Below are 22,179 nucleotides of genomic sequence, written 5' to 3' on the forward strand. Positions count from 1 at the left end.
CAGTGTTCTCACCAATTGACCCCTGTAGACATCGAGTGGAGCTTACTCTCTATAGATTCAAGAAGCGCCTTCTGTTCAGACTCCATTTCTTCCCGGTCAACAGTACTGAGTTGCGCTTTACCTAAAATTGACTCAGCTTCACTAAGGCGACCGGATTCAATCAAACAGCTGACATAATGAAGTCGGGAACTCAAATATTCAGGATCAACAGCAATGATCTTTGAGAAAACCTCAAATGACTCCTCATACTGTCCCTGAGCACACAGACTCTGCCCTTTCGTATCGAGTAACACTAACCAGTCAGGATTTTCATCCAGTGCTCTATTAATCGCTACCAACGCCTCATCGGGTTGACCGTTATTGATAAACACCATCGCCATATTGTTGAGAGCAACGGTATTTTTAGGCTCTCTTTCCAAAACCCCCTGATAAATCACCAAGGCTTTACTCAAGTTATTTTGTCCGGTCGCAATTTGCGCCAACACAAGCTCACCCCGCGTTGCTTCACTGGGAATCTCAGTCATCTGAGTGGCTGATGCGATCGCCTTTTGCAAGTAGATCGGATTCTGATCTCTTTCTGATAATCGAACCCACGCTCGCATGACCTCTCCTTTGATACCCACCGCATCTGAAGAGAGCGACTCGACCATTTCAATTGCTTCCGCCGTCTCGCTTGGCTCAAATAGCTGACTCACGCCAAGCCATAACTGCACCCATTTATCATCCGATGGCAGAAGATCCTGAACGATTGCTCGCGCGTCCTCAAAATCCCCGACCTCGGCCAAAGCCGTCACAAGTAAAGAGGTATCAAATGGACGCTCCTCTACAGTTGATGCGAGTTCATCCTTATAGTTTTCTAAGATACTGATCGCTTTCCTTGGCTGATCATTCTCCAAATAACAACGTGCTAAAAACAAATCAGGCTTCAGCGTTGCATAAGGAGTTCGTTCTCGCCATGCTTGCGTATCTGCTATTGCTTGATCCCACTTCTTCTGCTTAGCCGATATTTCCGCTGCCCGCTGCAAAGGCAAACTATTGTTTGGAAAACGATTTGCAGCCTGTTGAGCCAGATCCCATGCGCGTGAATATTTGCCGCCATCCTCATGGATAGAGATTGCCATAATCCACAGCACCGAGTGCTGTGGGGACTTCTTTATAATCCTCATTACCTCAGCGAGATCGACATTCGACGGGTTTCTCTTTCCATCTTCAAGAGGAATTTTCTCGAGTAAACTCAAGGCCACAAATAGTGTGTCTGAACTGGTCTCTCTGACAGATAACTTAGCCAAAACATCATTCGTGTCGCCACCCATCTCAAGTAAAATGAGAGCAAGGCTCTCGAGAAGACCTGAATCTTCCGGCGCGATCTCTAGACCAGCTTGGACCTTTTTAAGCGCTCGCTCTGGACTACCCGATTTCATCAGCAACTTAGCAGCGTCGTAGTAGAGAAGTGGATTTTCTGGTGATCGCGCAATACCTATATCAAAGAACGGATCTGCTGCATCTGGGCCAAGAAATCGAGCCGCATACAAACCGCGTGTCATCGGCATACGAGCAGATACACCATCATCAGGAACTTGACTAAGAACTACACGTCCCTCTTCGATTTGACCCTGTAGCCCAAGATAATTCGCGTAAGCAATGCGGACATTGTCATTTGGTTCACTCTCTAGAAGAGATTCGTAAATCTCTCCTGCCCGCCTCGACTCTCCAATATTCGTCAACAACTCTGCCATCAACATACGATCAGAGAAACTCGCATTTGGCGCATCCATTTTTTGAATTCGCTTCGACAATAATTTCACATCACCCTGTTTACTAAGTAGCCTAAGCTCACTCTTATTCAAACGTGGCTCGGCATCTACCATGGGAGATAATTGGCTCAGATTAGAAGCTGCTGAATCATAGTCGCCAGTGACCTGCTGTAGGCCGATCAATCTGATCAGCCGATCGGCGTTGTCAGGATAAAGTGAATTAAGCGATGTAAGAGCCCTAATTGCTGAACTGTATGATGGTACCGTTCCTGACAGGTTCGCACGGACCAGTAATTCAAGAGCCAACTCAGAGTCTGGATCTACTTCCAGTATGTCCTGAATTCTTACAGTCGCTTCGGCAAGTGATTTTTCGTCTAGTTCACTATCCGCCATTAACGCAGACGCCATCGCTAAAGTAACTAATTGCGATTCATCTCCAAGTTCTCTGCGAAGGTTCGCTATGACTACCTGCGCCAACTCTGGCAAGTCCTCAAACTGCTGAGTCTGCAAAGCCATTTTCTGTATAGACAAATCGCTTGGATACACGACCACCAGCTGACTTAATGCGTCTCCGGCTTTCTCGTGTCCTTGCTGGATTAGATAAGTCACGCGCAGACGCCGCCAGTTTCGAAGCTCCGGTGAATTAGGCTGAAGCTTCTCAATTGCTGCATCAATCATCTCAAGCCCACCTTCTACATTGCCGTCCACTGCCATTTTATTTGCAGCCAGAAGCACATTGAAATTTGAAGGGGTTCCACGCCGACGAGCCTCTGCCATCAGTCTTTTATCTAAGCCAAGCCCAGTCCTCTCACTGAGTGCAGCCAACTTAATGAACGTCGGGTAGGTACTATTTGAATCTTCTAAAGTTGCCTCCATAACACCTATAGCCGCCGCAGAATCATCAGCCAATAGATACGCTCGAACTAACAATGGAGCGACTAACTCACTGTCAACAATAAGCGATGCAAGCTCTTCTAAATTTTCAGTTACAAAGATCAGCTCTTGTGGACTATTGACAGGACCAATTTTTTTATTCGCTTCTTCGACTAATAAGAACACATCAGAGTACAACAGAAATGGCGCAACCATTCCTTTTGGCGATATAAACATCGAGTCCCTCGCGACCGGAAGCGCTTCACGTGGCCGCCCCGCAGTTACCAGCGTACGGGCATACGCAACATTCGCTGCCAACCAACGATGATCTAACTTTCTCGCCTTACCAAACGAATCAAGTGCCTCAGGATTCTGCCCTCGATAGGAATACAATTCACCCAGAATGTAGTGAATAACAGGATCTTTACTATTAATAACAGACGCATCCAGAACTTGATCTAACACCTCTTGAATGTTTGTTTCATTCAATAGGCTCCGAGCTAACATTGCATTGGCCCAAGCTTCTTGCGCTTGTTTCTCCTGACCTTGAAATTGCAAGATCATTTCTTCTGCAATTACCTTCGCTGATGAACTGTCAGCTGATAGTAAAGACAGAAGAAGTTTATCTCGCATCAACTCTTGGCTTAAGTTCTCGAATCTCTCCTCGGCAAGAGCTAGTGTTTTTTTGGCTTCCTCTAAACGACTTGAACGCCAAAGACGACGAACCGTCACCTCATACACGCCTTGATTGTTAGGCTCGACTTCAATAGCTTCCTGCAGTGCTTCATCAGCCTTGTTAAAGTTTCCAAGCTGATCATACACTAACACTGAACGACTCAACACATCCGTATCACGGTAGCCTTGGGCTTCACCCAGTTCCATTTCTTCTCGAGCACCAACATAGTCATTAAATTTGATAAGCAGTCCAGCACGCAACACGTGAAAACGCCCATCGCCTTCATACTCATCTATCCATTGCTGCGTCATCTCAAGCATTTCTAACTCTGGTGTATCCAGCGTCAATAGGACATCAATCTTGAGGGCGTACCATGAAATAGTTTCTGGTTCCAATTCAATAAGACGCGAGATAAATGGACCAGCCTCCTCCAGCAGTCGCTGATTTCTCAAACTCACTGCCTTAGCACTAATCAAGCGCACGTCATTTGGATGCTTGGCCAACAGACGATCAGCAAGCTCAGACACCTCGACAAACTGCTGAGCCATTTCATACCACTCGAGTATCCGCCGCTGCGCCTGCTCATAAAGATCACTGTCTATTTCAGTTTCCGCCTCAGCTTCCATAACCAGAAGCCCCTGCTGAGTCAGATAAATCGCTTGACTAATGTAACCCTCAGCAGGCACCATCGCTCGAGCATGGCCAAAGGCGATGAGTGTTTCGTAGTCAGTTTGAATATGAGCATTGTAGTTACTTAGATTTTCGATCGCCGCTGGATAGTCATTCTCTGCGTATGCCTGCATACCTGCTTCACGAGATTCCGCAAGCATTCGAGCGCTCTGGCTATCACGGACCAACTTCACGATGACAACACCGGCCACCAGAACAACAATCAGTGCCAATAAAAACGTAATACGTCGCTTAAATTTTCGTGTCATTGCCACGGCGCAATCTCCCACTAATAAATGAACAAGTCGTTGCAAATAGAATAGAAAGATCTGTTTTCATAGAAGCTTGTCTCACATATTCAATGTCGAAACGAATCCACTCCTGAAAATCTTCTCCAGGCTGCCGAGTGCGCTTTAGTTGCCATAAACCAGTAATACCTGGGCGCACGCTTAATCGAACATCTCGCCATGCTGGACAGAGTTGATTTTCATCATTCGGACTTGGTCTTGGGCCCACAATACTCATTTGACCAAGTAACACATTAAGGAACTGAGGCAGCTCATCAAGCTGCGTGCTACGCAGAATATTTCCAACTGGTGTGACCCGAGGATCGTTTTTTATTAAGACCTGGGGACCGTCACAGACATTACTTTCTTGCAAACTCTGGACCATCGAGTCTGCATTTTTTCGCATCGTCCGGAATTTCCAACAACGAAATGTCCGTCCACCACGCCCTTGTCTTTTATGTCCATAAAAAACCGGAGCACCGTCACTCAGAAGAATCGCTAATGAAATAATCAACAAGAGCGGTAAAAGGCAAACAAGTACAGAAAAGCTGAATAACAAGTCAAGAAGGCGTTTACTAATACGGTAAAGCGTTCTTGATTTTTGATTCTCTTGATTCAAGGACGCATTTTTACTGGCTTCAACATCTGGAATTGTGCGAACTATGGTTCCTAAAGGATTATCTCGCCGATCTACTTGCCAACTTGGCCCCACAACGCACTGCCGAGAGAACGATTGACAACCAGATCCAAGCCAAAGCGGCCCAATCAGTTTCTTGTCTGGCGGTGGAGTCTCATCTTCTAGATGCCAAATGTCACCACCTGTTGAGACAATTCCCTCAATGACCTGACTGGGATCAAGCCATCGCTCTACAAGGTTCGTCAAGAGTGATTGCTGCTCGCCAACAATGCGTTCATCGAAAGTGGTTCCATCACACTTCCAATGGTTGACACGTGACCATGGAACTGAACGACGCACACGATCCCATCCCACGCGCCGTGTCGCTGCAGCCGACCAATTCTGTGCTACACGACGCTTCGTTGTGATAACCACCCAATTCATAGGCAGGGTTGTATCGCTATAGCGACGTTCAATCGAACGAACGAGACCTTGATCATTTGTAACGACTCGTTCTGAGTAAACACGGTGTCTTTCATCCAAAAGACGTAGACGCATAATGAGCGCATTGTGCCAAGTCATGCGATCACTCAGATCACTCATCTCAAAGAGTGACATTTGCTCTTTTTCTAACAACAGGTACAGCTCGGCGCTACAACGATGTGGCAAACCACTTCCGCGGCGAACACACTCCACACCTCGTGATCGCCAGTAAGCATCGTGAAGTTGCCTAGCGCTCAATCCCCATACGACTGGCGGGACGACCGGCGCCGATCCTTCGGTCTCGGTCAACGTGCCTATCACTTGATCATTCCTCGCTATCCTCGTTTTCAATACGAGAACGACTACTTGTTTCCATAGCCAGCATCAACGGGCTACGTTCATTTCTTGATGCTACTGCTAGCGAAGGCCTATCTTGAACATCACCTTCAACAACATCCCTGGCATCAGCCGCTGCTGAGAGAGATGCTTCTGATACATATCGGTAGCACTCTTCATAAGGGGCGCAATTAAGGATCGTTCCAAGATATCGCACGCCGTAGCGATTTAAACCGTTGAGACACTCTTCAAGCCCGCTCCTTGAGCCACCACTACGGATGACCATGATGACCCCATCTGATGCTACTGAGACAGGCGTGCTTTCAAGACTACCCGTCATTGGCCCGGTATCGACGAGAACGATATCGAAACTCTTTCTTAGAGAATCGAATAACTCATCAATGTCTGACTTACGAATACTCTCGGGGCCAACTTTTGGATCTATACCAACCGGAAGTATGCTCAGATTATGACTTTCAAGAGCACGAACTTCCCCATTCAAGTGATGCGATCGAAGAACTTCCTTGAGACCTGGTGCTCCAACCATACCCATCTGCCGTGTCATACTGCGACCCACCAGATCGCAGTCGACAACGATGGTTCGGTATCCAGCTGCAGCATAAGAACAGCCCAGAGACATCACTAAACTGGTTTTACCATCCCCTTGAAATGGACTCGTCACCGTGACCACATACCCTTTGCGAGGATTACGAATTGCCTCGATCTGATTGCGTATTTGATGCACGCAGTGAGAAGCAACATCAGCTCCATCGACGTCTTCTTTTGCCTGGTTCAAGTCAGGCAGAACACCAAGACATCTCGCATCTGCGTTGACTGAACTTTTACCCACGTGATACGCCGTCGTCGCTCGGCGATCAAAACAACCTATTACGAATACAATGAAGAAACCAAAAAAAGCCCCTCCAGCAAGTCCTAACATCGCACTCATTGCGCGCCGATCACTGGATGCTAACGAAGGCACAATTCCGTATTGAATTTCTATCTGGCGTTCAATTGATGGCTCTTCAACCGTAAGATCACGAATACGCTGATTCGTTTGACTCAGGTCTTCCTTAATGGTGGTAACGAGACTCGAGAGATCTTTTACCTCCCGCACATCTTGCATCAAAGATTCAGAGAGGGCTCTCTCTTGCTCTAGATCTGTTTTCCACATCGCTAGCTGTGATTCCAAGCGTTCAGACTTCCACGTGACGAGCACGGGATTTACGAGAATCCCATTAACACCACTGTCGAGATCCCCACTGGCACCTACGCCAATCCATTGTGAACTCACTTCTTTGTACTGACGCTCGTAGAGTTTCTGAGCGCTGGCAAGTCGCTCCTCAGCCCAAACATACTGTCGGGCAGAGGTGTTATAACGTCCCTTAATAATCTCAAAATGACTAATCGCACTATCAAGTGTTTTACGTAAGCTCAAAAGATGGTCGTCAAACTTCTCAAGGTCCTTCTGTGAAGGGCCTACTGGCGTCACCCCTGCGATTGCCTCATCATCAATACTACTGAGTCGACGACTAGCAAGAATCTTTTCTGCTTCAGTAACTCGGGTCTGTATTGTCCCAACAACTTCATGGCTCGCAATAACTAATCCCGAAAGATCGTTCGTGTGATAGCTGGAATGAATATCAGCAATCTGCGATTCCAATGGGCGAAGTCGGCGCTCTTGTTTTGCAACATCATCTCTTAGATCCTGAATCTTACGACCCATGCCAATGACACCAGCACGTCCATAGAGCTCGCTATAAGAGCGGACAACAGCATTGACGCCTGCTTCAGCAAGTACGCCGGTTGGCGCGGTAAAACTAACTAAAATAAGCTGCGTATCAGAGCTACTAGATGCTCTAAGACCCTCCCGAAGGTTTTCAATCCCATTCACACCTTGGAAGTATTTTTTGTTTTTCAGCTCTTCCATTGTCAGTGCATGCGCAAGTACTCGATGACTCCTGATTAAGACTGCTTGAGTTTTAAGATACTGACCGTAGAACCTAATATTGAGATCTTCAATCTTCCGACGAGTTACTTCAGTTTGAGGATCAATCTGAATAAGTGCTTCACTTCTATACTCTTGATTTGAGTTATACCAACCTACAATCAAGCCAGCGAAACCAAGCACCACTGCTAAACACAGTGCCAATAACCAGCGACCACCCAATCGATCTGAAAATAGTACACCGAGAGAAACCTGGCTATTTTGATCATCCTCTAGCCGAGCATCGCGAAAATCACGAGGACTATTATAAGGGTGACCCGTTTCTCCAAATTGGTCATACTCATTCCTCATGACTCGCTCCTTCAACGTAAACTGACGATTCGTTCTTAATACCTAAATCTGACAGCAGCATGGGCATCCCAGCTAATAGTTCTTCGGCTGTCTGAATTGCTACATCTTCACTTATCTCTGCGGGAGTCAAAATTTGGAGTTGAGCGACCCCCTGGACTGCCAGTTCATATCGACCTGATAGCTCATTGATCTCACCAATATGGGGCGTCACGCCACCATTTGGGAGGATAAATGTGTCGAATATTCGGACCCTCTGCTCTGTACCGTCTGAAATGCGTCTACGGAATTGATAAACAAACACCGGAATGGCACCATTTGGCGTCTGAATTGCGATTTGCTCACGCTCATTTAAGCCGAGATCCGTAGTAACCCAACCGTTGGCCGGGTAACAAATCGGCGGATAATGCCCAAGCATGTCCCGTGAATCGCCACAATGCACAAGCAGAAAGGTGGCAGATAAACCATTTGTCCCACGATAACGGCGGCTAAGAGCTCCGTTAAAGCGAAGAAGCCGCTGCGCATCGGGCGGAATGGGTTGGTCGATGCCATTCCAACGGCCCCCTCCTATTCGGAATGGAACTGCTGCGAGTGTTTGTCGAATCTTCTCTTTGCGGGCTTCCACTTCTTCCTGAATACGGACATGAGCAGGCAGCTTCCAACCAAGCAAGATAAGCAATACGAACGTGCATGCCGGAGCAACCACTGGAATGCGCTGAAAAAAATGACCGCGTCTTGGTAATCTCATTGGCTTGCCAATCGATAATTGTTTACTGGAAAATCAAGCCATCGCAACGTACGCAACATGGTCATTAATATAAAGACAGCAACAGGCAACATGACCCAACCAGCAATGTCATGGAAATCATGTGCAAAGTCAGGATCGCCGTAACCATATATCAAACTCGTGGGAACGAGTCTGATGATATTGCAAAGTATTGCAATAAAGGGACTGATCACTAACAACAGAACACGAGTAACAGGTTTAAATGGCGTACTAAATGCGAACGCATAAACAACCAACGTCAACGCAAAGATCATACGCATACCATTACATGCTTCGCCAACTGCTACAGACTGTCCATTAATAACGAGAACATTACCTGTCTTGATCGTCGGCACACCTAACAGTTCTAACACTGAGTATGACACACTCGTTGCAAACTCTTGCATCGGCAGCGCAATCATATGACGTATCACACCAGGCACAGGCAACACAAACAGCAACACGCCAAATACAGGCGCAAAAAGGTAGATAGGCAAAAGGCCTGTAAAAGAAATCAGAATGCCAACGAGCACCAATAATGTCCCCGCATGCCAGAAGATCTGAATGCCAGAGGTGAAGCCCCACCATGAAATGAGCCATCCGATCAGCACAATCAGGGGGCCTATCAAACTGGGTTGAACCAGAACATGCCTGAGCCGCGGCCGGCGTAACCACAAGAGCCAAACAGCAATTAACGGCGCCAGGAAAATATGCGACTGTTCTGTGTCATTGATCCCAATCGTGGCGATATCTTTCAATGGCTGCAGCATGAGAAATGCTGCGAACACCAAGAGGCCGCCAAGCATCAACCAATCTGTCACTTTCCAAGCTCTTCGGGGGCGGAAGTTCATGACCGAGATGCTCCCGGATTTGGACTCTTGCTGACGGCATGACTGCCTGTTTTCAGTTGGCGTCTATTTGTTCGCTGCACTCTCGGCAGAAGAGTATGCCCACCAAGGATCGTGTCCACAACACTTTCACCAGGACGAACTTTTGCACCAGCACCAACCACTGATCTTGCAACCACTGCACCATAACCAATAGAGGCACCGTTCAAAATCACACTGTCATGAACAAGTACACCATCATCGATAGTGACGCCAGACTCAATCAAGCATCTGCCATCAACGACGGCGTTCTTCGAGATAATTGTCTGATCTTGATCCTTCGAATACGTGACGACCTGATTTTCAACCGCCAGCTCCTTACGAACTGCTTCTAAATACGAAAGACGATCATGTATTCGAGAAGAACCTTTGAGTACGCTGACTGGGCGAACTCGAAAATGAGCCTCATGCAGAGCAGGCAAGAACTGCTCCTTGAGATCGAAGTAGCCAATCTTTGGTATGAGATCAATGCTGGATCGACGAAATGCAGACACGCCCGCTGGGCTATTTGATCCACACACGCCAACGGCTCCATCAGCACCGCCCTGAACCGTAGAGATAACATCCTTTACTGAGGAAACTGGGGCGCTATTTCCTTCAACGATGACCACAATGGTGTCCGCATCAAGATCCAAAGTGATGTCACGAACCACACCGCCTGGACCACGCCATGCCGCTGGCTCCAAAAATGTCCTGGTCACAGCCTGGAAGTCTCTTTTTCGCGTCATCGCATCGATTGCTGCATTAATAGCGTGGGTATCTTTATCAAGATTTATAGCCACGCGTACTTCGTCTACAAAGGCCTGATTCAGTATTTCTAACCATGACTCGAAAACAGTTGCAGATCGGCGCAATGGCAACAAGATCGTTGGTGTATCCAACGAATCACGCAGCGAAGAACTGCGCATATGGCCCGCCAACATGACTACAACAATCCCCGATATCACGTTTCTAAAATCTCCCGGAAACCCAACTCAGAAACTACCCATGGCGCGGTTGCCATGGGAATCCACTCACGCTATCCCATTCACGTCGATGTTCATCCGGCGCTTCTGGGTTATATCTCTCTGTCACATAATAAAGAAGGCCAGCTGCTTCAGCTCCAACACAGGCTGCGCCATGCCATAGCGGCGGTGGAATCACAAGCACTGCTGGACGCATCTGACCGAGTACGGCCATCCATGAAGCGCCATCATCTTCCCGCCAAACACCAGCCTTTAGATGACCATTCACACACAACCAAAAGTCTGTCTGGCGATCATGTCGATGCCACGCTTTTACAATACCTGGATGCTGGCACGAATAGTTGATCTGACCTTGATCAGATAAAGCGCCTGCCATGCAATTCATCAAAGACCAACCCCGATCATCGGCGTGTGGTGTGATGGGCATCAGCAGAGGCTCATTAAGTGAACGAGCTGCCTCCTCAACATCTGACCAGCTACCCTCATGAATGCGAGGCGATGCTGGGTTCACCACATGGTCTCGATGGGCATCAAACTGATGCACGCTCTGGGGGGAGAGGCTCATCTACTACTATCCTTCCCGATCCGCCTGACGCATTAAGACTGCATCAACGAAGCGTTTTGCTTAGGGGGAGCCGCTCTTACTTCGACCCAGCCTCCCGAGCCAGATCGAGTTCTCTCAATGAAATTTCTGGACGAGAGCGGTCCCCACCAGACCTCGCCCACAGAACTGGGTGTCGCCTTCCTCTATCGGATCATTCCCAGGCACACCATGCCCAAAGCAGCAAGTACTTTGGAGACAATATGTAATGTATAGGCGGGGGAAGACAGCAGGCAATTTTAACCACCCTAAATTGATGGTTTGGCATTTATCGGACCCGTACAAGGCCTCTAAATGACAGGATTATCTAATACCTGCATAAAATCGGTTTCAGGGACGTTCACTCTGAAGTTGCCTGACGCCCGATAAAGTCGGAGCGACCAATAGAATATTGCTGAGCCAAGGTGGCCGAGCATCAATATATAAGTTGAGATGGGTTGAATCGGAGCAAATGATGACCAAGGCCCCCAATGACGAACCGCAGTCCCAGTCCCTGGCGCGAACCTCAGTGAGTCGGCGCCGGACACTCGGCACGATCCTGACCCGCATCATTGTTCCCTGCTGGGTCCTTGCTGGGGTGATCTTCAAGCTATCGCATGCAACACCTACCAACCTACCACCAACGATCTTGCAACTCGGCCATAAGACAATGGGCATTGATGCTCACTGGCTACTGGCCACGCTGCTCGTCTTAGAACTCTTTGCTATTGCAGTCATGTTCTTCACACGTTGGGCGCGGCCAATGGCCGTTTTTATGCTGGTGGCTTTTTGCCTCATCCTGCTTGCAGAAATGTTCCAAGGCAATGTTACGAGTTGTGGCTGCTTTGGAACACTACCCATTCCGCCTTGGGTCATGCTTATCATTGACGGCTCTCTACTTGTTGGTGTCTTACTCACTTGGCAACGACGCGAATCTGTTGAAAGCAATGCTTACCTACTGGCGTTGGTAACAGCCTGTTTTATATTAGTTGCTGGATTTACATACATCCGCATACTCGGAGTCAGGTCTGCCAATCAACGTGTGATCACGATCGCACAACCAAATAATGAAACATCAAATACACCTGATCCATCTCCGAATGATATTGAAAATGGAAATTCCATCTCCGCCAACCAATCAACCGTCACTGAGATTCAACTTCCAAGCTTCTACTATATTGATGATCCAGATGCCTGGGTGGGCCAGTCTTTTCGTTCTATTGATCTCTACAAATATATGAAAGTAAAACCAAAGGACTTAGACAAAGGTAAGCGTTACATCGTCTTCTACCGCAGGACCTGCGATCACTGCGAAGAACTCATTTACGATCACTTCTATGGCGAGCCCGTCGTACCATCAACACTGGTTGCTTTTCCGGACACTGCCAATGGATATGCCACCGAGGGCCTCTGGAGTATGCCCTGCGATGGTTGTGAGGAGCTTGAGCTCCCTGTGGGCCCAGATTGGGCGATTGAACCGCCACTCGTCATTGCGCTCAATAACGGCAAAATAGTCTGCGTCAGTGAGGCTGAAGAATCTTACGAACCACAATGCCTGCCATGGCACGTTGAGGCTGGCTTGGTCGAAGCTCCCAACTGATCTAGTTCAAGACGACTCAGAGTCAATAAGCACGCTGGGCCCATGAGCTGCAAGCATCAACCCAATCGGACTTTGCCCGATGTCGTGGTAGGATGCCGCGCTGCTTTACGTCTTATGATTGTCAATATGCAATGGCCAGGAGAGTACCCATGTCAAATGATTCAAAGCCCGTCTTAGATCACCTCGCAACGACAAGTGAAGCTCGCCTGGAGCGACTCTGTCATGTGCTTCGATTTCCGAGTGTCGGCACAGACTCCGCTTTTGACAAAGATACAAGAGCTTGCGCTGAATGGCTTGTCAATGATCTTAAGGAATGTGGACTGAAGGCGGAACTGCGCGAAACAGAAGGCCAACCTCTTGTCTATGCACATCATCCAGGGCCTGGTGGTGATGCACCACACATTCTCTATTACGGACACTATGACGTTCAGCCCGCAGACCCTCTCGAACTTTGGGATTCACCCCCGTTCGAACCAACCATCCTCGATGGAAAACACGGAAAGCGCATTGTGGCGCGTGGTGCTGTTGATGATAAAGGCCAGGTACGGACGATCCTTGAAGCACTACGAGCCTGGCATGATGTCAATGAAACATTCCCCTTCCAAGTCAGTGTTCTCATTGAAGGAGAAGAAGAGTCAGGCAGTCATAGCTTGCCAGGCTACCTAAGCAAACATGCTGAAGAACTTAAGGCCGATGTCTGCATCATCAGTGACACTGGTATGTGGAATATTGATACACCAGCGATTACCACCATGCTGCGGGGTGTTCTAAGTACAGAGGTCACACTCCATGGCCCCGATCATGATCTTCACTCCGGCATGTATGGCGGTGCAGTTGCAAATCCAATCAACGGCCTCGCCCTGGCCCTTGGCCAGCTGATTGATGCAGAAGGACGCATCCAGATTCCTGGCTTCTATGACGGCATCATTCCGATCACCGAGCAACAGAAACAACAATGGGCCGAACTCGGTTTCAGCGAAGAAGAAACCGTCAAGGACGTGGGCATGACCGCGGGTACCGGAGAAGCAGGCTTCTCTGCTCTGGAGCGCATTTGGGCACGTCCTACCTGCGACCTTAATGGCATCATTGGTGGCTACACCGGTGAAGGCGGGAAGACAATCATTGCATCCAAAGCATCTTCTAAGATTAGCTGCCGCCTTGTTCCTGGTATGGATGGCGACAAAATTGCAACTGCTTTACAAGAATTCTTCGAAGCTCGGACGCCGCCAGGCTGCCATTGGGAGTTCGGGAAGACGCATGTTGCCCCGGCCATTCGAGTACCAACTGAGTCGTGTTGGGTTGATGCATGTTGTGAAGCACTCACTGAAATCTACGACAAAGAGGCCGTACTGATTGGCTGCGGTGGTTCGATACCAGTTGCGGCTTTTTTCAAAGACATCCTTGATCTTGATTGCCTTCTCGTTGGATTTGGCCTTGATGACGATAGGATTCATTCGCCAAATGAGAAGTTTGAATTGACTTGCCTGGAGAAAGGCGCTGCTTCTCATGTGGCCATGATTGCTCACTTTGCGAAATGCCCTGCGGGAATGTCCTGCTGATCTCAAAAAAACGGCTGATCACCCATTCAACAGACTCTTAGTCGCCCATTAAGCAACGATGATCACACCGACTCGCCGTGATCATCGCTATGGGGCTAGAATCCGCTTATGCATATCCGCTGGTTCATTATGGCTCTTGCCCTTCTCGTGCTCAGCACTGCAAGCAGCGCCCAAGTCGATGATATCTCTATCAAACTTGACAAGTTTGGCATTGGTTCTGTTGCCCGTGCGGGCGAATTGGCTGCCATTCGATTAGATCTCATCAATAACACCGGTGAACCTAGACAAGTTTGGGTGCACTGGGAGGTACCCAATCCAGATCAAGACATCGCAGAATATGGACGCGTCATCACCCTGGCTGGCTCAGAGTCGATATGGCTCTACGCCCCACTTCCCTTTGATATTGACCAAAATGGCCTGGACCCATGGACGATTCATGTTCATGAATATGAAGATGGACAACGCGGCAACCTCCTGGCCTCTACGGCAGTCAGAGCCGCTGACGATCCTTCGATGCGAATTGTGTCCGCGCGTACAGGCTTGATCGGTGTCATTGGCCCAATGCCAGCTGGCTTAGCAGAGCTCTCTTACGCCATGGGCACCGAGCCATCCCCGGCAGCACACGAACCGCTTGTCATTAACCAACTCATCCAGCCCATCGATCTCCCCGATCGCTGGGAAGGATTACGCCAGTATGAATCGATCATCTGGATGACTGATTCCCAACATGGTCCAGATCAACTCAATGACCGCACTTCTGATGCAATCATCCAATATGTACGCAATGGTGGGCATCTTATTATCATTCTGCCTCCAAACGTCGATTCATGGGAACTTGCTCGCGGTGACAATTCCAACATCTATCTTCGATCGTTACTCCCACCTGTTGCGCCAAGGACTTACGAAAATGTACCGCTTAACAACCTACTTGATGTTCTGAGCAAGACGCCTGAAACCAGGACACGGTTGGACATCAATGCTGGAAATAATCAAACAGATTTGGAAATTGCTCTTCAGGTTTTCGCAAGCAAAGACAAGCAATCTCTTGAGGCCCTTGCGCCATACCAACCACTCATTTCTCTCGAAGATGGACGAGTCATCGTTGTTGAACGCCCATTAGGATTTGGAGCAATCACAGTCATTGGCATTGACTTGAGCGATAGCGACTTGGCCCGCAGCCTCCCCTCACTGCCACAAGCCGACATCTTCTGGAACCGTGTCTTAGGCAGACGTGCTGACACGCCGACACCAACAGAAATTGCTGACACAAAAGCCGCAGATCGTTTCGCCCTTGTGCAACCGACCTGGACGGATCTCGGCGAAGGGCAACTCTTCTCACAGGCAACTGAGCTACAACAACGAGCAGGACAAGGACTCATATTAGCGCTTTTATTGTTCTTGTTGTATTGGGCTGTCGCAGGTCCAGGATCATTCTTTTTACTCAAACGCTACCGCATGACACAGCACGCCTGGATCGTCTTCGCGGCATGCTCAATTGCTTTTACTGCAATTACGTGGGGCAGTGTTTCCATACTCCAGCGACGCGAGTTAAATCTACAACATGTCACAGTGCTTGATCACATTGCGCTCGCAGATGAAGCACATCAGCAACGAGCAAGTAGCTGGTTTACAGTCTTTCTTCCAATGTATGGCGATCCAGAAATCTCCCTTAATAACCCCACAGACAATCGAGATCTGCTCTACCCCTGGAAGGGCCCTAAGGAGATTCGGCAAGGCTTTCCTAATCGAGAAAATTATCAGGTCGATGTTGGACAGACTCAGAGTCAATTTCAAGTGCCTGCAAGAGCAACATCTTCTCACTTCTTTTCCCAATGGCGAGGCGGTGTCGATCCAGATCAATGGGGCTCGCTGCTACGAATTGATCCGAGCAATCCGCCACGGGTCATCACAGACGAAGATGGACGGGAAACCAGTTTGGCTGGGGCCATTATTAGTGAGCTACCAAGTGAGCTCGAAGATATTTCTATCATCTGGATCACCAATGAGCGAAATAAACCTCGCTCCTATGCGACGAATCTTGTCAACGGTGATCGAGAACCGTGGATTCAAATGCGAGATTCAGGCGATCTTCTTGATCGAGGCTATCTCTGGACAATCGATGCCATTTCACCGGGCGAAGTTATTAACCTAAGCCTGCCGACCACACCTGCGTTCTCACTTGAAACAGCTCTAAATGACAGCTACTACAAGGCCTACCAAAAAAGCACCCAGGCCTTTTCTGGATTGCGCAATATTGCGCCCTCAGTGCGGCGTCGGCATCTAGAGGCGTTGAGTTTTTATAACCAACTAACGCCTCCAACCTATCTCAAATCACCAAACCAAAATGAAGAGCCTGCACTGCAAGTACAGCGATGGGTTGGGCGATCACTTGATCTAGGCCGATGGTTGTCGCGGCCATGTATTATTATCATGGGTTATATGCCAGGCAGCACTTCACCGATGCCAATTCAGCTTGAGGGTAATCCGGACGCTATCCCAAGCACTGGCTTGACGCTCTTTCGATGGATCTATCCTCTTCCTACAGCCATTGATCAGTGGCAAGAAGAGATCACACCAGATGACAATTAATCAGCACTCTAAGATGGCTCACACAGCTTCCTTGGCAGATCCAGTGACCTCACCCGTGAAAGATCCATCTGGAATTCTTGATGTTGCCACCCTCTCGACCCGCTGGCTACTATATGGCACCCAATCGATGATGCCTTAAAACCTCTTTATAAATTATGATGACCAACCAGTGCCCATTGTTGAGACCATCAACCTGACGAAGAAGTACGGCGACCTGACGGCGCTGGACAATCTCAACCTCACTATTGAGGAGGGAGAGTGCTATGGTTTCATCGGCCCCAATGGCGCAGGCAAGACCACCACAATTAAAATTCTTGCCACCCTCCTTAAACCCACCTGGGGTGAAGCAAGAATTGATGGCAAAGTTGTTGGATATCAGAACGGTCTCATTCGTCCCATCATTGGCTATGTGCCTGACTTTATGGGTGCGTACGAAGACATGGTTGTTGTGGAATACCTTGAATTCTTTGCTGCGTGCTACAACTTACACGGGAAAAAACGCCGGCAAGTCGTCGGCGATGTCCTTGACCTGACTGATCTCTCCTATAAGTCAAACGCGGATGTCAATAGTCTGAGCCGAGGAATGAGCCAACGGCTATCCATTGCTCGCGTACTCCTGCATGATCCCAAGATGTTACTACTTGATGAACCAGCGTCTGGGCTTGATCCTCGAGCACGAATTGAAATCCGTGAGCTACTCAAAGAACTTCGTCGTATGGGTAAGACTATTCTGATTAGTTCCCACATTCTTCATGAGCTTGCAGAGCTTTGCTCCTCAGTCGGAATTATCGAACAAGGAAAACTGATCTACTCGGGGAGTGTCCAAGACATTATGGCACAAGCTGCTGTCGGAAAGGTTGTACATATCACCGTAAGAGATCGCGCTGAAGAAGCAGCCAAGCTGCTTGTGAACGTTGATGGAATCACAAAGGTTGATCTCACTAGGCAAAACAACCAACCGCGCATTGACGTGACCATTAATCCTGAGAGTGGCTTGGATATGTCAGATCTTCCAAATCGCTTGATTGCCCAGGGATTTAGGCTGACTGCGATGCAACCTGAGCAACTGAATCTTGAGACCGCTTTCATGCGACTCACAAGAGGACTGGTCTCATGACCGTTCGCATCGCATTACTCGCTGACAAGCAACGCCCAGGCGTAACAAAAATTCTTGCCAAGATCCATGAGGTCGTTGGCGATCATGCTGAACTGATCGACTGTTCAATTGACCATGACATCCCACTACCAGATGGCATTGAAAGAGCGATGGTCCTTGGTGGCGATGGCGCCATGATTTCTCAGATCAGACGATTGGCCGGCAAGGAAGTCCCCATCATTGGCGTCAATAGTGGACGCCTTGGTTTCCTCACCCAGTTTGATGTGGCCTCTTTAGAGGACAATCTTGAAAGCGCTATTGGCCCCAATCCTTGTCTCGCATCACCAATGCTACTTGCAGTTCATGTCGCCCAACCAAACGAAGATACCAACGATCCAATGATCGCAGCAAATGACTGTGTCATCCATAGTGGACCACCTTTCAGTGTCATTCAGATTGGACTCGCAGTGGATGAGTCACCAGGGCCAATTATGGCGGGTGATGGCTTGGTCATTGCGACACCTATTGGCTCGACCGCCCACAATCTTTCAGCTGGCGGCGCTATTGTGCAGCAAACCCTTGACGCATTCGCCCTCACGCCACTGGGCGCTCATACACTGTCATATCGGCCAATCGTGCTCAGTGCAGATCAGACGCTGAAATGCACGGTCTACCGTGCAAACCCTGGTAGTACACTGGTTCTTGATGGCCAAGTACAGATACCTCTCAAGACGAATGCCGAAATTACTGTACGCAGACATACCAAACGAACCTCTCTGGTTTTGAATCCCACTTTGCATTACTGGCAGACATTACGAGAAAAATTAGGCTGGGCTCATCTTCCACTTGATCCCCACCAGCGGAGCAACTAACGAGGCGCCATACTTGGACAATATTTTTACTGTCTTTTGGATGATGTCCCCGTTACTCGTTTTGGCGTTCGTTATTTTGGTGGTCGCAATGAATAAGATCGCAGTTGAGAAAGCTGCTGGTCGCCGCAAGAACCTCAAGCAATTAGCGATTAATATTGGCTTTACTTTTACAAAACGTGAGAGTCCAAGAACCAGCGATACATTTAAGCATTTCACAACATTTTCCCAAGGTCATGACCGACTGGCATATAACACGCTTGCTGGAACAATGACCATTGGCGGCAAAGATGTTCGGGCACAGATTGGCGACTACAAATATTCAGTCACAAGCAACAATGGGAAGACGACGAAAACAACCACACATCATCTGAGCTATCTCATCTTGAGACTACCCTTTATTGATGTGCCAGATATGATTGTTCGGACAGAGTCTATATTCGACAAAATTGGAGCTGCTATTGGCTTTGATGATATTGACTTCGAATCCAGTGAGTTCAGCCGAAAATTCTTTGTCAAAGGCAAGAATAGGCAATTCACCTACGGGCTTATACACCAGGGAATGATGGAGTTCTTTCTGACCGAACCCTTCACACCAATTGAGATCAAGGCTGGTGACTGCTTGATCTGTGACGGCTATTCAACATGGTCTGCTCCTGAGATCATGGAAAAAATCGACTTTGCCAAAGGCTTCATTGAGCGTTGGCCTGCCGATCTACTGGATGACGTTTTGAATCGGAGCTAGAACACCGCTGATGCCGTTGCCTGTAACTGCTGCTACCATGCCATCCCATGATTGACCTCAAGGCATTGCGAGCGAATCCTGATCTCTTCAAGAACGGGGCCCGACTAAAAGGCATGGACATCGATATTGATCGTCTGCTGTTGCTGGACGAACAAAGACGTGAGCTCATGTCTCGACAGGAAGTAGCCCGCAGCCAACAAAAACGACTTGGAAAAGAAGTAGGCCCACAACTTGGCAAACTAAAGGGGCAACTCAAATCCGCTCCTGATGATCAGCGCCCTGATCTCGAAGCACAAGTCCAATTACTTGAAGCGAAACCTGCGGCACTTAAGCAAGAAATTCATGACCTTGATGAACAGCTCAAATCGCTTGAACCAGAATGGCGCCATTTATGGTTGTGTGTACCGCAGCCGCCTGACGAAGATGTACCAGTTGGTGCATCGGCCGATCAAAATGTTGAGCTTCGCACATGGAATCCATCATGGTTCGACCCCGCTAAGACATTTGAGAAAAACAAAGGATTCCAACCCAAGAGTCATATCGAACTTGTCAAATCGCTTGGACTTGCCGACTTTGAGCGCGGCGTAAAAATAGCTGGCTCGCGAAGCTATGTCCTAACCGGCGATGGCATGCGTTTACATCAGGCCATCTTACAACTCGCCCTGCAATACATCACTGAAGAGCACGGCTTTCAACCTGTGTCCGTACCCGTGATCGTTCGCGAACAGAGCATGGAGGGCACAGCCTTCTTCCCACACGGTAAGGATCAAGCTTACCTTGTTGACGAACAACATCGTGGTGGCACTCATGACTTGTGGCTAACAGGAACTGGTGAAGTTTCCTTGATGTCGCTCCATTCAGATGAGATCCTTAATGTGGATCAACTACCTCTGAAATATGCGACCTGCTCAACCTGCTTCCGCCGAGAAGCTGGCGCTGCCGGCAAGGATACGGCGGGGCTCTACAGAATTCACCAGTTTGATAAGGTTGAACAAGTCGTCATTTGCAGAGCGGATGAGGAAGAATCGAGAGCCTGGCACAAAACGATGCTGGGAATCGTTGAATCACTTTTGCAACAACTTGAACTGCCCTATCGATTACTCCAGTGCTGCACCGGTGATTTGGGGCCAAAGAATGCAGATATGATTGATATCGAGTGCTGGATGCCGTCACGAGGCGATGAGGATGCTGATGGCATGCCAAAAGGACATTGGGGTGAAACACACTCTGCTTCAAGGCTCTACGACTACCAGTGTAGACGACTCAATATCCGCTACAACGATGCAGACCAGCGAGCCATTTGTCATTCACTCAATAATACCGTTGTTGCAAGTCCACGCATTCTGATTCCCATACTTGAGCTTTACCAAAATCAAGATGGTTCAGTGACGGTGCCCGAAGTACTTCGGCCGTTGATGCGGGGCAAAGAAGTAATCCGTTAATGAGTGCCGTCCGCAATACAGGACAGCCAGACTTCCTTTGCCGTGATGTGAACTTCCACACCACCTTCCCAATCAAACTGACGAGGCCGATCTACGTCGTCTCGGATTGCATCAGCTGCAGGCAGCATCTGCCGCTGACAAACACTGTCAGGTGCGATGCCGAGGTGTCTAGCCGCTCGCTGTAGGCCCATCCCTACCAAGACTCTCGGATGACAAGCCAACGTACTTCGAGCCCATCTGGTGACTTCCGGTGGGCCAAAAATATGCGCCACTTTTTCTTCTAGTGCCAAGGCTGCCTGCTCAAGCACTTCTGCTGTAATTGAACTACGACGTGATGTTCCAGGCCATATCGATTCGAGTACTGGTGTCACTTCTGAGCGGACACGAATGCGCGGACTCTGGGGATCAAGGTTGCTTGCATCTTCAGACCAGGGCACTTGGGCCAGACTGCAATACTCGCAAAGTATCTGATGCGTCACATGCAGCAAGGGCCTGACAAGCATGATCCCCTCCGTACGATCTGACCTGAGCATACGTTTTTGACTCATACCGCTGATGCCGGCAACACCTGCCCCTCTTGCTAAGGACATAAGCACGGTCTCAAGCTGATCATCGGCGTGATGTGCCGTCAAGACAGCCTGAGCGCCCACGCGGCTCGCCTCTTCTAGCAGACTGCTGTAGCGAAGTGAGCGAGCTGCTGCAGCCAGACTCCCCTTTTCTTCAGCTGGTTTGATATTCACACAGCGGAAAGGCATACCAATGCGATCAGACAATGTGGCCACATCTTTGGCCTCCTGATCTGCTTCAGAGCGGAGATGATGGTGAACGTAGACCACGAGAGGCCTTGAATCCTGAACTTGATCGGATCGGTCAGATATTACACTTGCAGCCAAGAGCAGCGCTGTCGAGTCAGCACCGCCACTACAGGCAATGACCACCCGACGAAGATCAACCTCCAAACGAGTCAGAACAGCATCGAGCTCACCAACCAGCCAATGACGGCGTGCAGCCAACGGAAGTGTCGAACATGAGCCTGATCGTGGTGTCATCTCACAGATGGTACTACCATGCTGCAGTCGAATCACTGGTTC

Annotated in this window: 15 protein-coding genes; 7 read left to right on the forward strand and 8 right to left on the reverse strand. The window is 48.8% G+C overall.

The window, feature by feature from the left end:
- Positions 1–8: 8 nt before the first annotated feature.
- The 7 genes from P8J86_10755 to P8J86_10785 form a co-directional block, all read right to left on the reverse strand.
- Positions 9–4,241 (reverse strand): tetratricopeptide repeat protein, encoded by a 4,233-nt coding sequence (locus tag P8J86_10755; protein MDG2055173.1) that lies wholly within the window; start codon positions 4,239–4,241, stop codon positions 9–11.
- A complete protein-coding gene (locus tag P8J86_10760) occupies positions 4,225–5,667 on the reverse strand; it encodes a sugar transferase (protein MDG2055174.1) in 1,443 nt (480 codons plus the stop codon). The genes P8J86_10755 and P8J86_10760 overlap by 17 nt, the downstream gene beginning before the upstream one ends.
- Before the next feature lie 16 nt (positions 5,668–5,683).
- Positions 5,684–7,993, reverse strand: a complete 2,310-nt coding sequence (locus P8J86_10765; GenBank protein ID MDG2055175.1) for an AAA family ATPase — start codon at positions 7,991–7,993, stop codon at positions 5,684–5,686.
- Positions 7,983–8,738 (reverse strand): exosortase-associated EpsI family protein, encoded by a 756-nt coding sequence (locus P8J86_10770; protein MDG2055176.1) that lies wholly within the window; start codon positions 8,736–8,738, stop codon positions 7,983–7,985. The genes P8J86_10765 and P8J86_10770 overlap by 11 nt, the downstream gene beginning before the upstream one ends.
- The gene (locus tag P8J86_10775; GenBank protein ID MDG2055177.1) at positions 8,735–9,607 is read right to left on the reverse strand and encodes an exosortase/archaeosortase family protein; all 873 of its coding nucleotides are present in this window, start codon (positions 9,605–9,607) and stop codon (positions 8,735–8,737) included. Before P8J86_10775 ends, P8J86_10770 begins: the two co-directional genes overlap by 4 nt.
- Positions 9,604–10,551: an NDP-sugar synthase gene (locus tag P8J86_10780; protein ID MDG2055178.1), complete on the reverse strand. Its 948-nt coding sequence runs from the start codon at positions 10,549–10,551 to the stop codon at positions 9,604–9,606. Before P8J86_10780 ends, P8J86_10775 begins: the two co-directional genes overlap by 4 nt.
- Positions 10,552–10,624: 73 nt before the next feature.
- The gene (locus P8J86_10785) at positions 10,625–11,173 is read right to left on the reverse strand and encodes a hypothetical protein (GenBank protein ID MDG2055179.1); all 549 of its coding nucleotides are present in this window, start codon (positions 11,171–11,173) and stop codon (positions 10,625–10,627) included.
- Between the two features lie 487 nt (positions 11,174–11,660).
- On the opposite strand from P8J86_10785, the gene P8J86_10790 reads away from it, so the two are divergent.
- The 7 genes from P8J86_10790 (at position 11,661) to serS (ending at position 21,088) form a co-directional block, all read left to right on the forward strand.
- A complete protein-coding gene (locus tag P8J86_10790) occupies positions 11,661–12,788 on the forward strand; it encodes a hypothetical protein (protein MDG2055180.1) in 1,128 nt (375 codons plus the stop codon).
- 149 nt (positions 12,789–12,937) lie between these two features.
- Positions 12,938–14,347: a dipeptidase gene (locus P8J86_10795; protein MDG2055181.1), complete on the forward strand. Its 1,410-nt coding sequence runs from the start codon at positions 12,938–12,940 to the stop codon at positions 14,345–14,347.
- Between the two features lie 108 nt (positions 14,348–14,455).
- Positions 14,456–16,936 carry a hypothetical protein gene (locus tag P8J86_10800; protein ID MDG2055182.1) on the forward strand — a complete coding sequence of 827 codons (2,481 nt, stop codon included), beginning with the start codon at positions 14,456–14,458 and terminating at the stop codon, positions 16,934–16,936.
- A 169-nt stretch (positions 16,937–17,105) separates the two neighbouring features.
- The gene (locus tag P8J86_10805) at positions 17,106–18,053 is read left to right on the forward strand and encodes an ABC transporter ATP-binding protein (GenBank protein MDG2055183.1); all 948 of its coding nucleotides are present in this window, start codon (positions 17,106–17,108) and stop codon (positions 18,051–18,053) included.
- Positions 18,050–18,904, forward strand: a complete 855-nt coding sequence (locus tag P8J86_10810) for an NAD(+)/NADH kinase (GenBank protein ID MDG2055184.1) — start codon at positions 18,050–18,052, stop codon at positions 18,902–18,904. Before P8J86_10805 ends, P8J86_10810 begins: the two co-directional genes overlap by 4 nt.
- A gap of 88 nt (positions 18,905–18,992) precedes the next feature.
- Positions 18,993–19,646, forward strand: coding sequence for a hypothetical protein (locus tag P8J86_10815; GenBank protein ID MDG2055185.1), 654 nt, complete (start codon positions 18,993–18,995; stop codon positions 19,644–19,646).
- 47 nt (positions 19,647–19,693) lie between these two features.
- Positions 19,694–21,088 carry a serine--tRNA ligase gene (gene serS / locus P8J86_10820; protein ID MDG2055186.1) on the forward strand — a complete coding sequence of 465 codons (1,395 nt, stop codon included), beginning with the start codon at positions 19,694–19,696 and terminating at the stop codon, positions 21,086–21,088.
- Here the strand turns inward: serS and tilS are convergent.
- Positions 21,085–22,173 carry a tRNA lysidine(34) synthetase TilS gene (gene tilS / locus P8J86_10825; GenBank protein ID MDG2055187.1) on the reverse strand — a complete coding sequence of 363 codons (1,089 nt, stop codon included), beginning with the start codon at positions 22,171–22,173 and terminating at the stop codon, positions 21,085–21,087. The two genes, serS and tilS, sit on opposite strands and share 4 nt — an antisense overlap.
- Positions 22,174–22,179 lie beyond the last annotated feature (6 nt).

The organism is Phycisphaerales bacterium, assembly GCA_029268515.1.
Classification (GTDB): Bacteria; Planctomycetota; Phycisphaerae; order Phycisphaerales; family SM1A02; genus JAQWNP01.

Excerpts from the sequence above, each read along its gene's own strand:
- P8J86_10755 (MDG2055173.1), bottom strand. The coding sequence starts at position 4,241 with ATGACACGAAAATTTAAGCGACGTATTACGTTTTTATTGGCACTGATT.
- P8J86_10765 (MDG2055175.1), bottom strand. The coding sequence starts at position 7,993 with ATGAGGAATGAGTATGACCAATTTGGAGAAACGGGTCACCCTTATAAT.
- P8J86_10770 (MDG2055176.1), bottom strand. The coding sequence starts at position 8,738 with ATGAGATTACCAAGACGCGGTCATTTTTTTCAGCGCATTCCAGTGGTT.
- P8J86_10775 (MDG2055177.1), bottom strand. The coding sequence starts at position 9,607 with ATGAACTTCCGCCCCCGAAGAGCTTGGAAAGTGACAGATTGGTTGATG.
- P8J86_10780 (MDG2055178.1), bottom strand. The coding sequence starts at position 10,551 with ATGCGCAGTTCTTCGCTGCGTGATTCGTTGGATACACCAACGATCTTG.
- P8J86_10785 (MDG2055179.1), bottom strand. The coding sequence starts at position 11,173 with ATGAGCCTCTCCCCCCAGAGCGTGCATCAGTTTGATGCCCATCGAGAC.
- P8J86_10790 (MDG2055180.1), top strand. The coding sequence starts at position 11,661 with ATGATGACCAAGGCCCCCAATGACGAACCGCAGTCCCAGTCCCTGGCG.
- P8J86_10795 (MDG2055181.1), top strand. The coding sequence starts at position 12,938 with ATGTCAAATGATTCAAAGCCCGTCTTAGATCACCTCGCAACGACAAGT.
- P8J86_10800 (MDG2055182.1), top strand. The coding sequence starts at position 14,456 with ATGCATATCCGCTGGTTCATTATGGCTCTTGCCCTTCTCGTGCTCAGC.
- P8J86_10810 (MDG2055184.1), top strand. The coding sequence starts at position 18,050 with ATGACCGTTCGCATCGCATTACTCGCTGACAAGCAACGCCCAGGCGTA.
- P8J86_10815 (MDG2055185.1), top strand. The coding sequence starts at position 18,993 with ATGAATAAGATCGCAGTTGAGAAAGCTGCTGGTCGCCGCAAGAACCTC.
- serS (MDG2055186.1), top strand. The coding sequence starts at position 19,694 with ATGATTGACCTCAAGGCATTGCGAGCGAATCCTGATCTCTTCAAGAAC.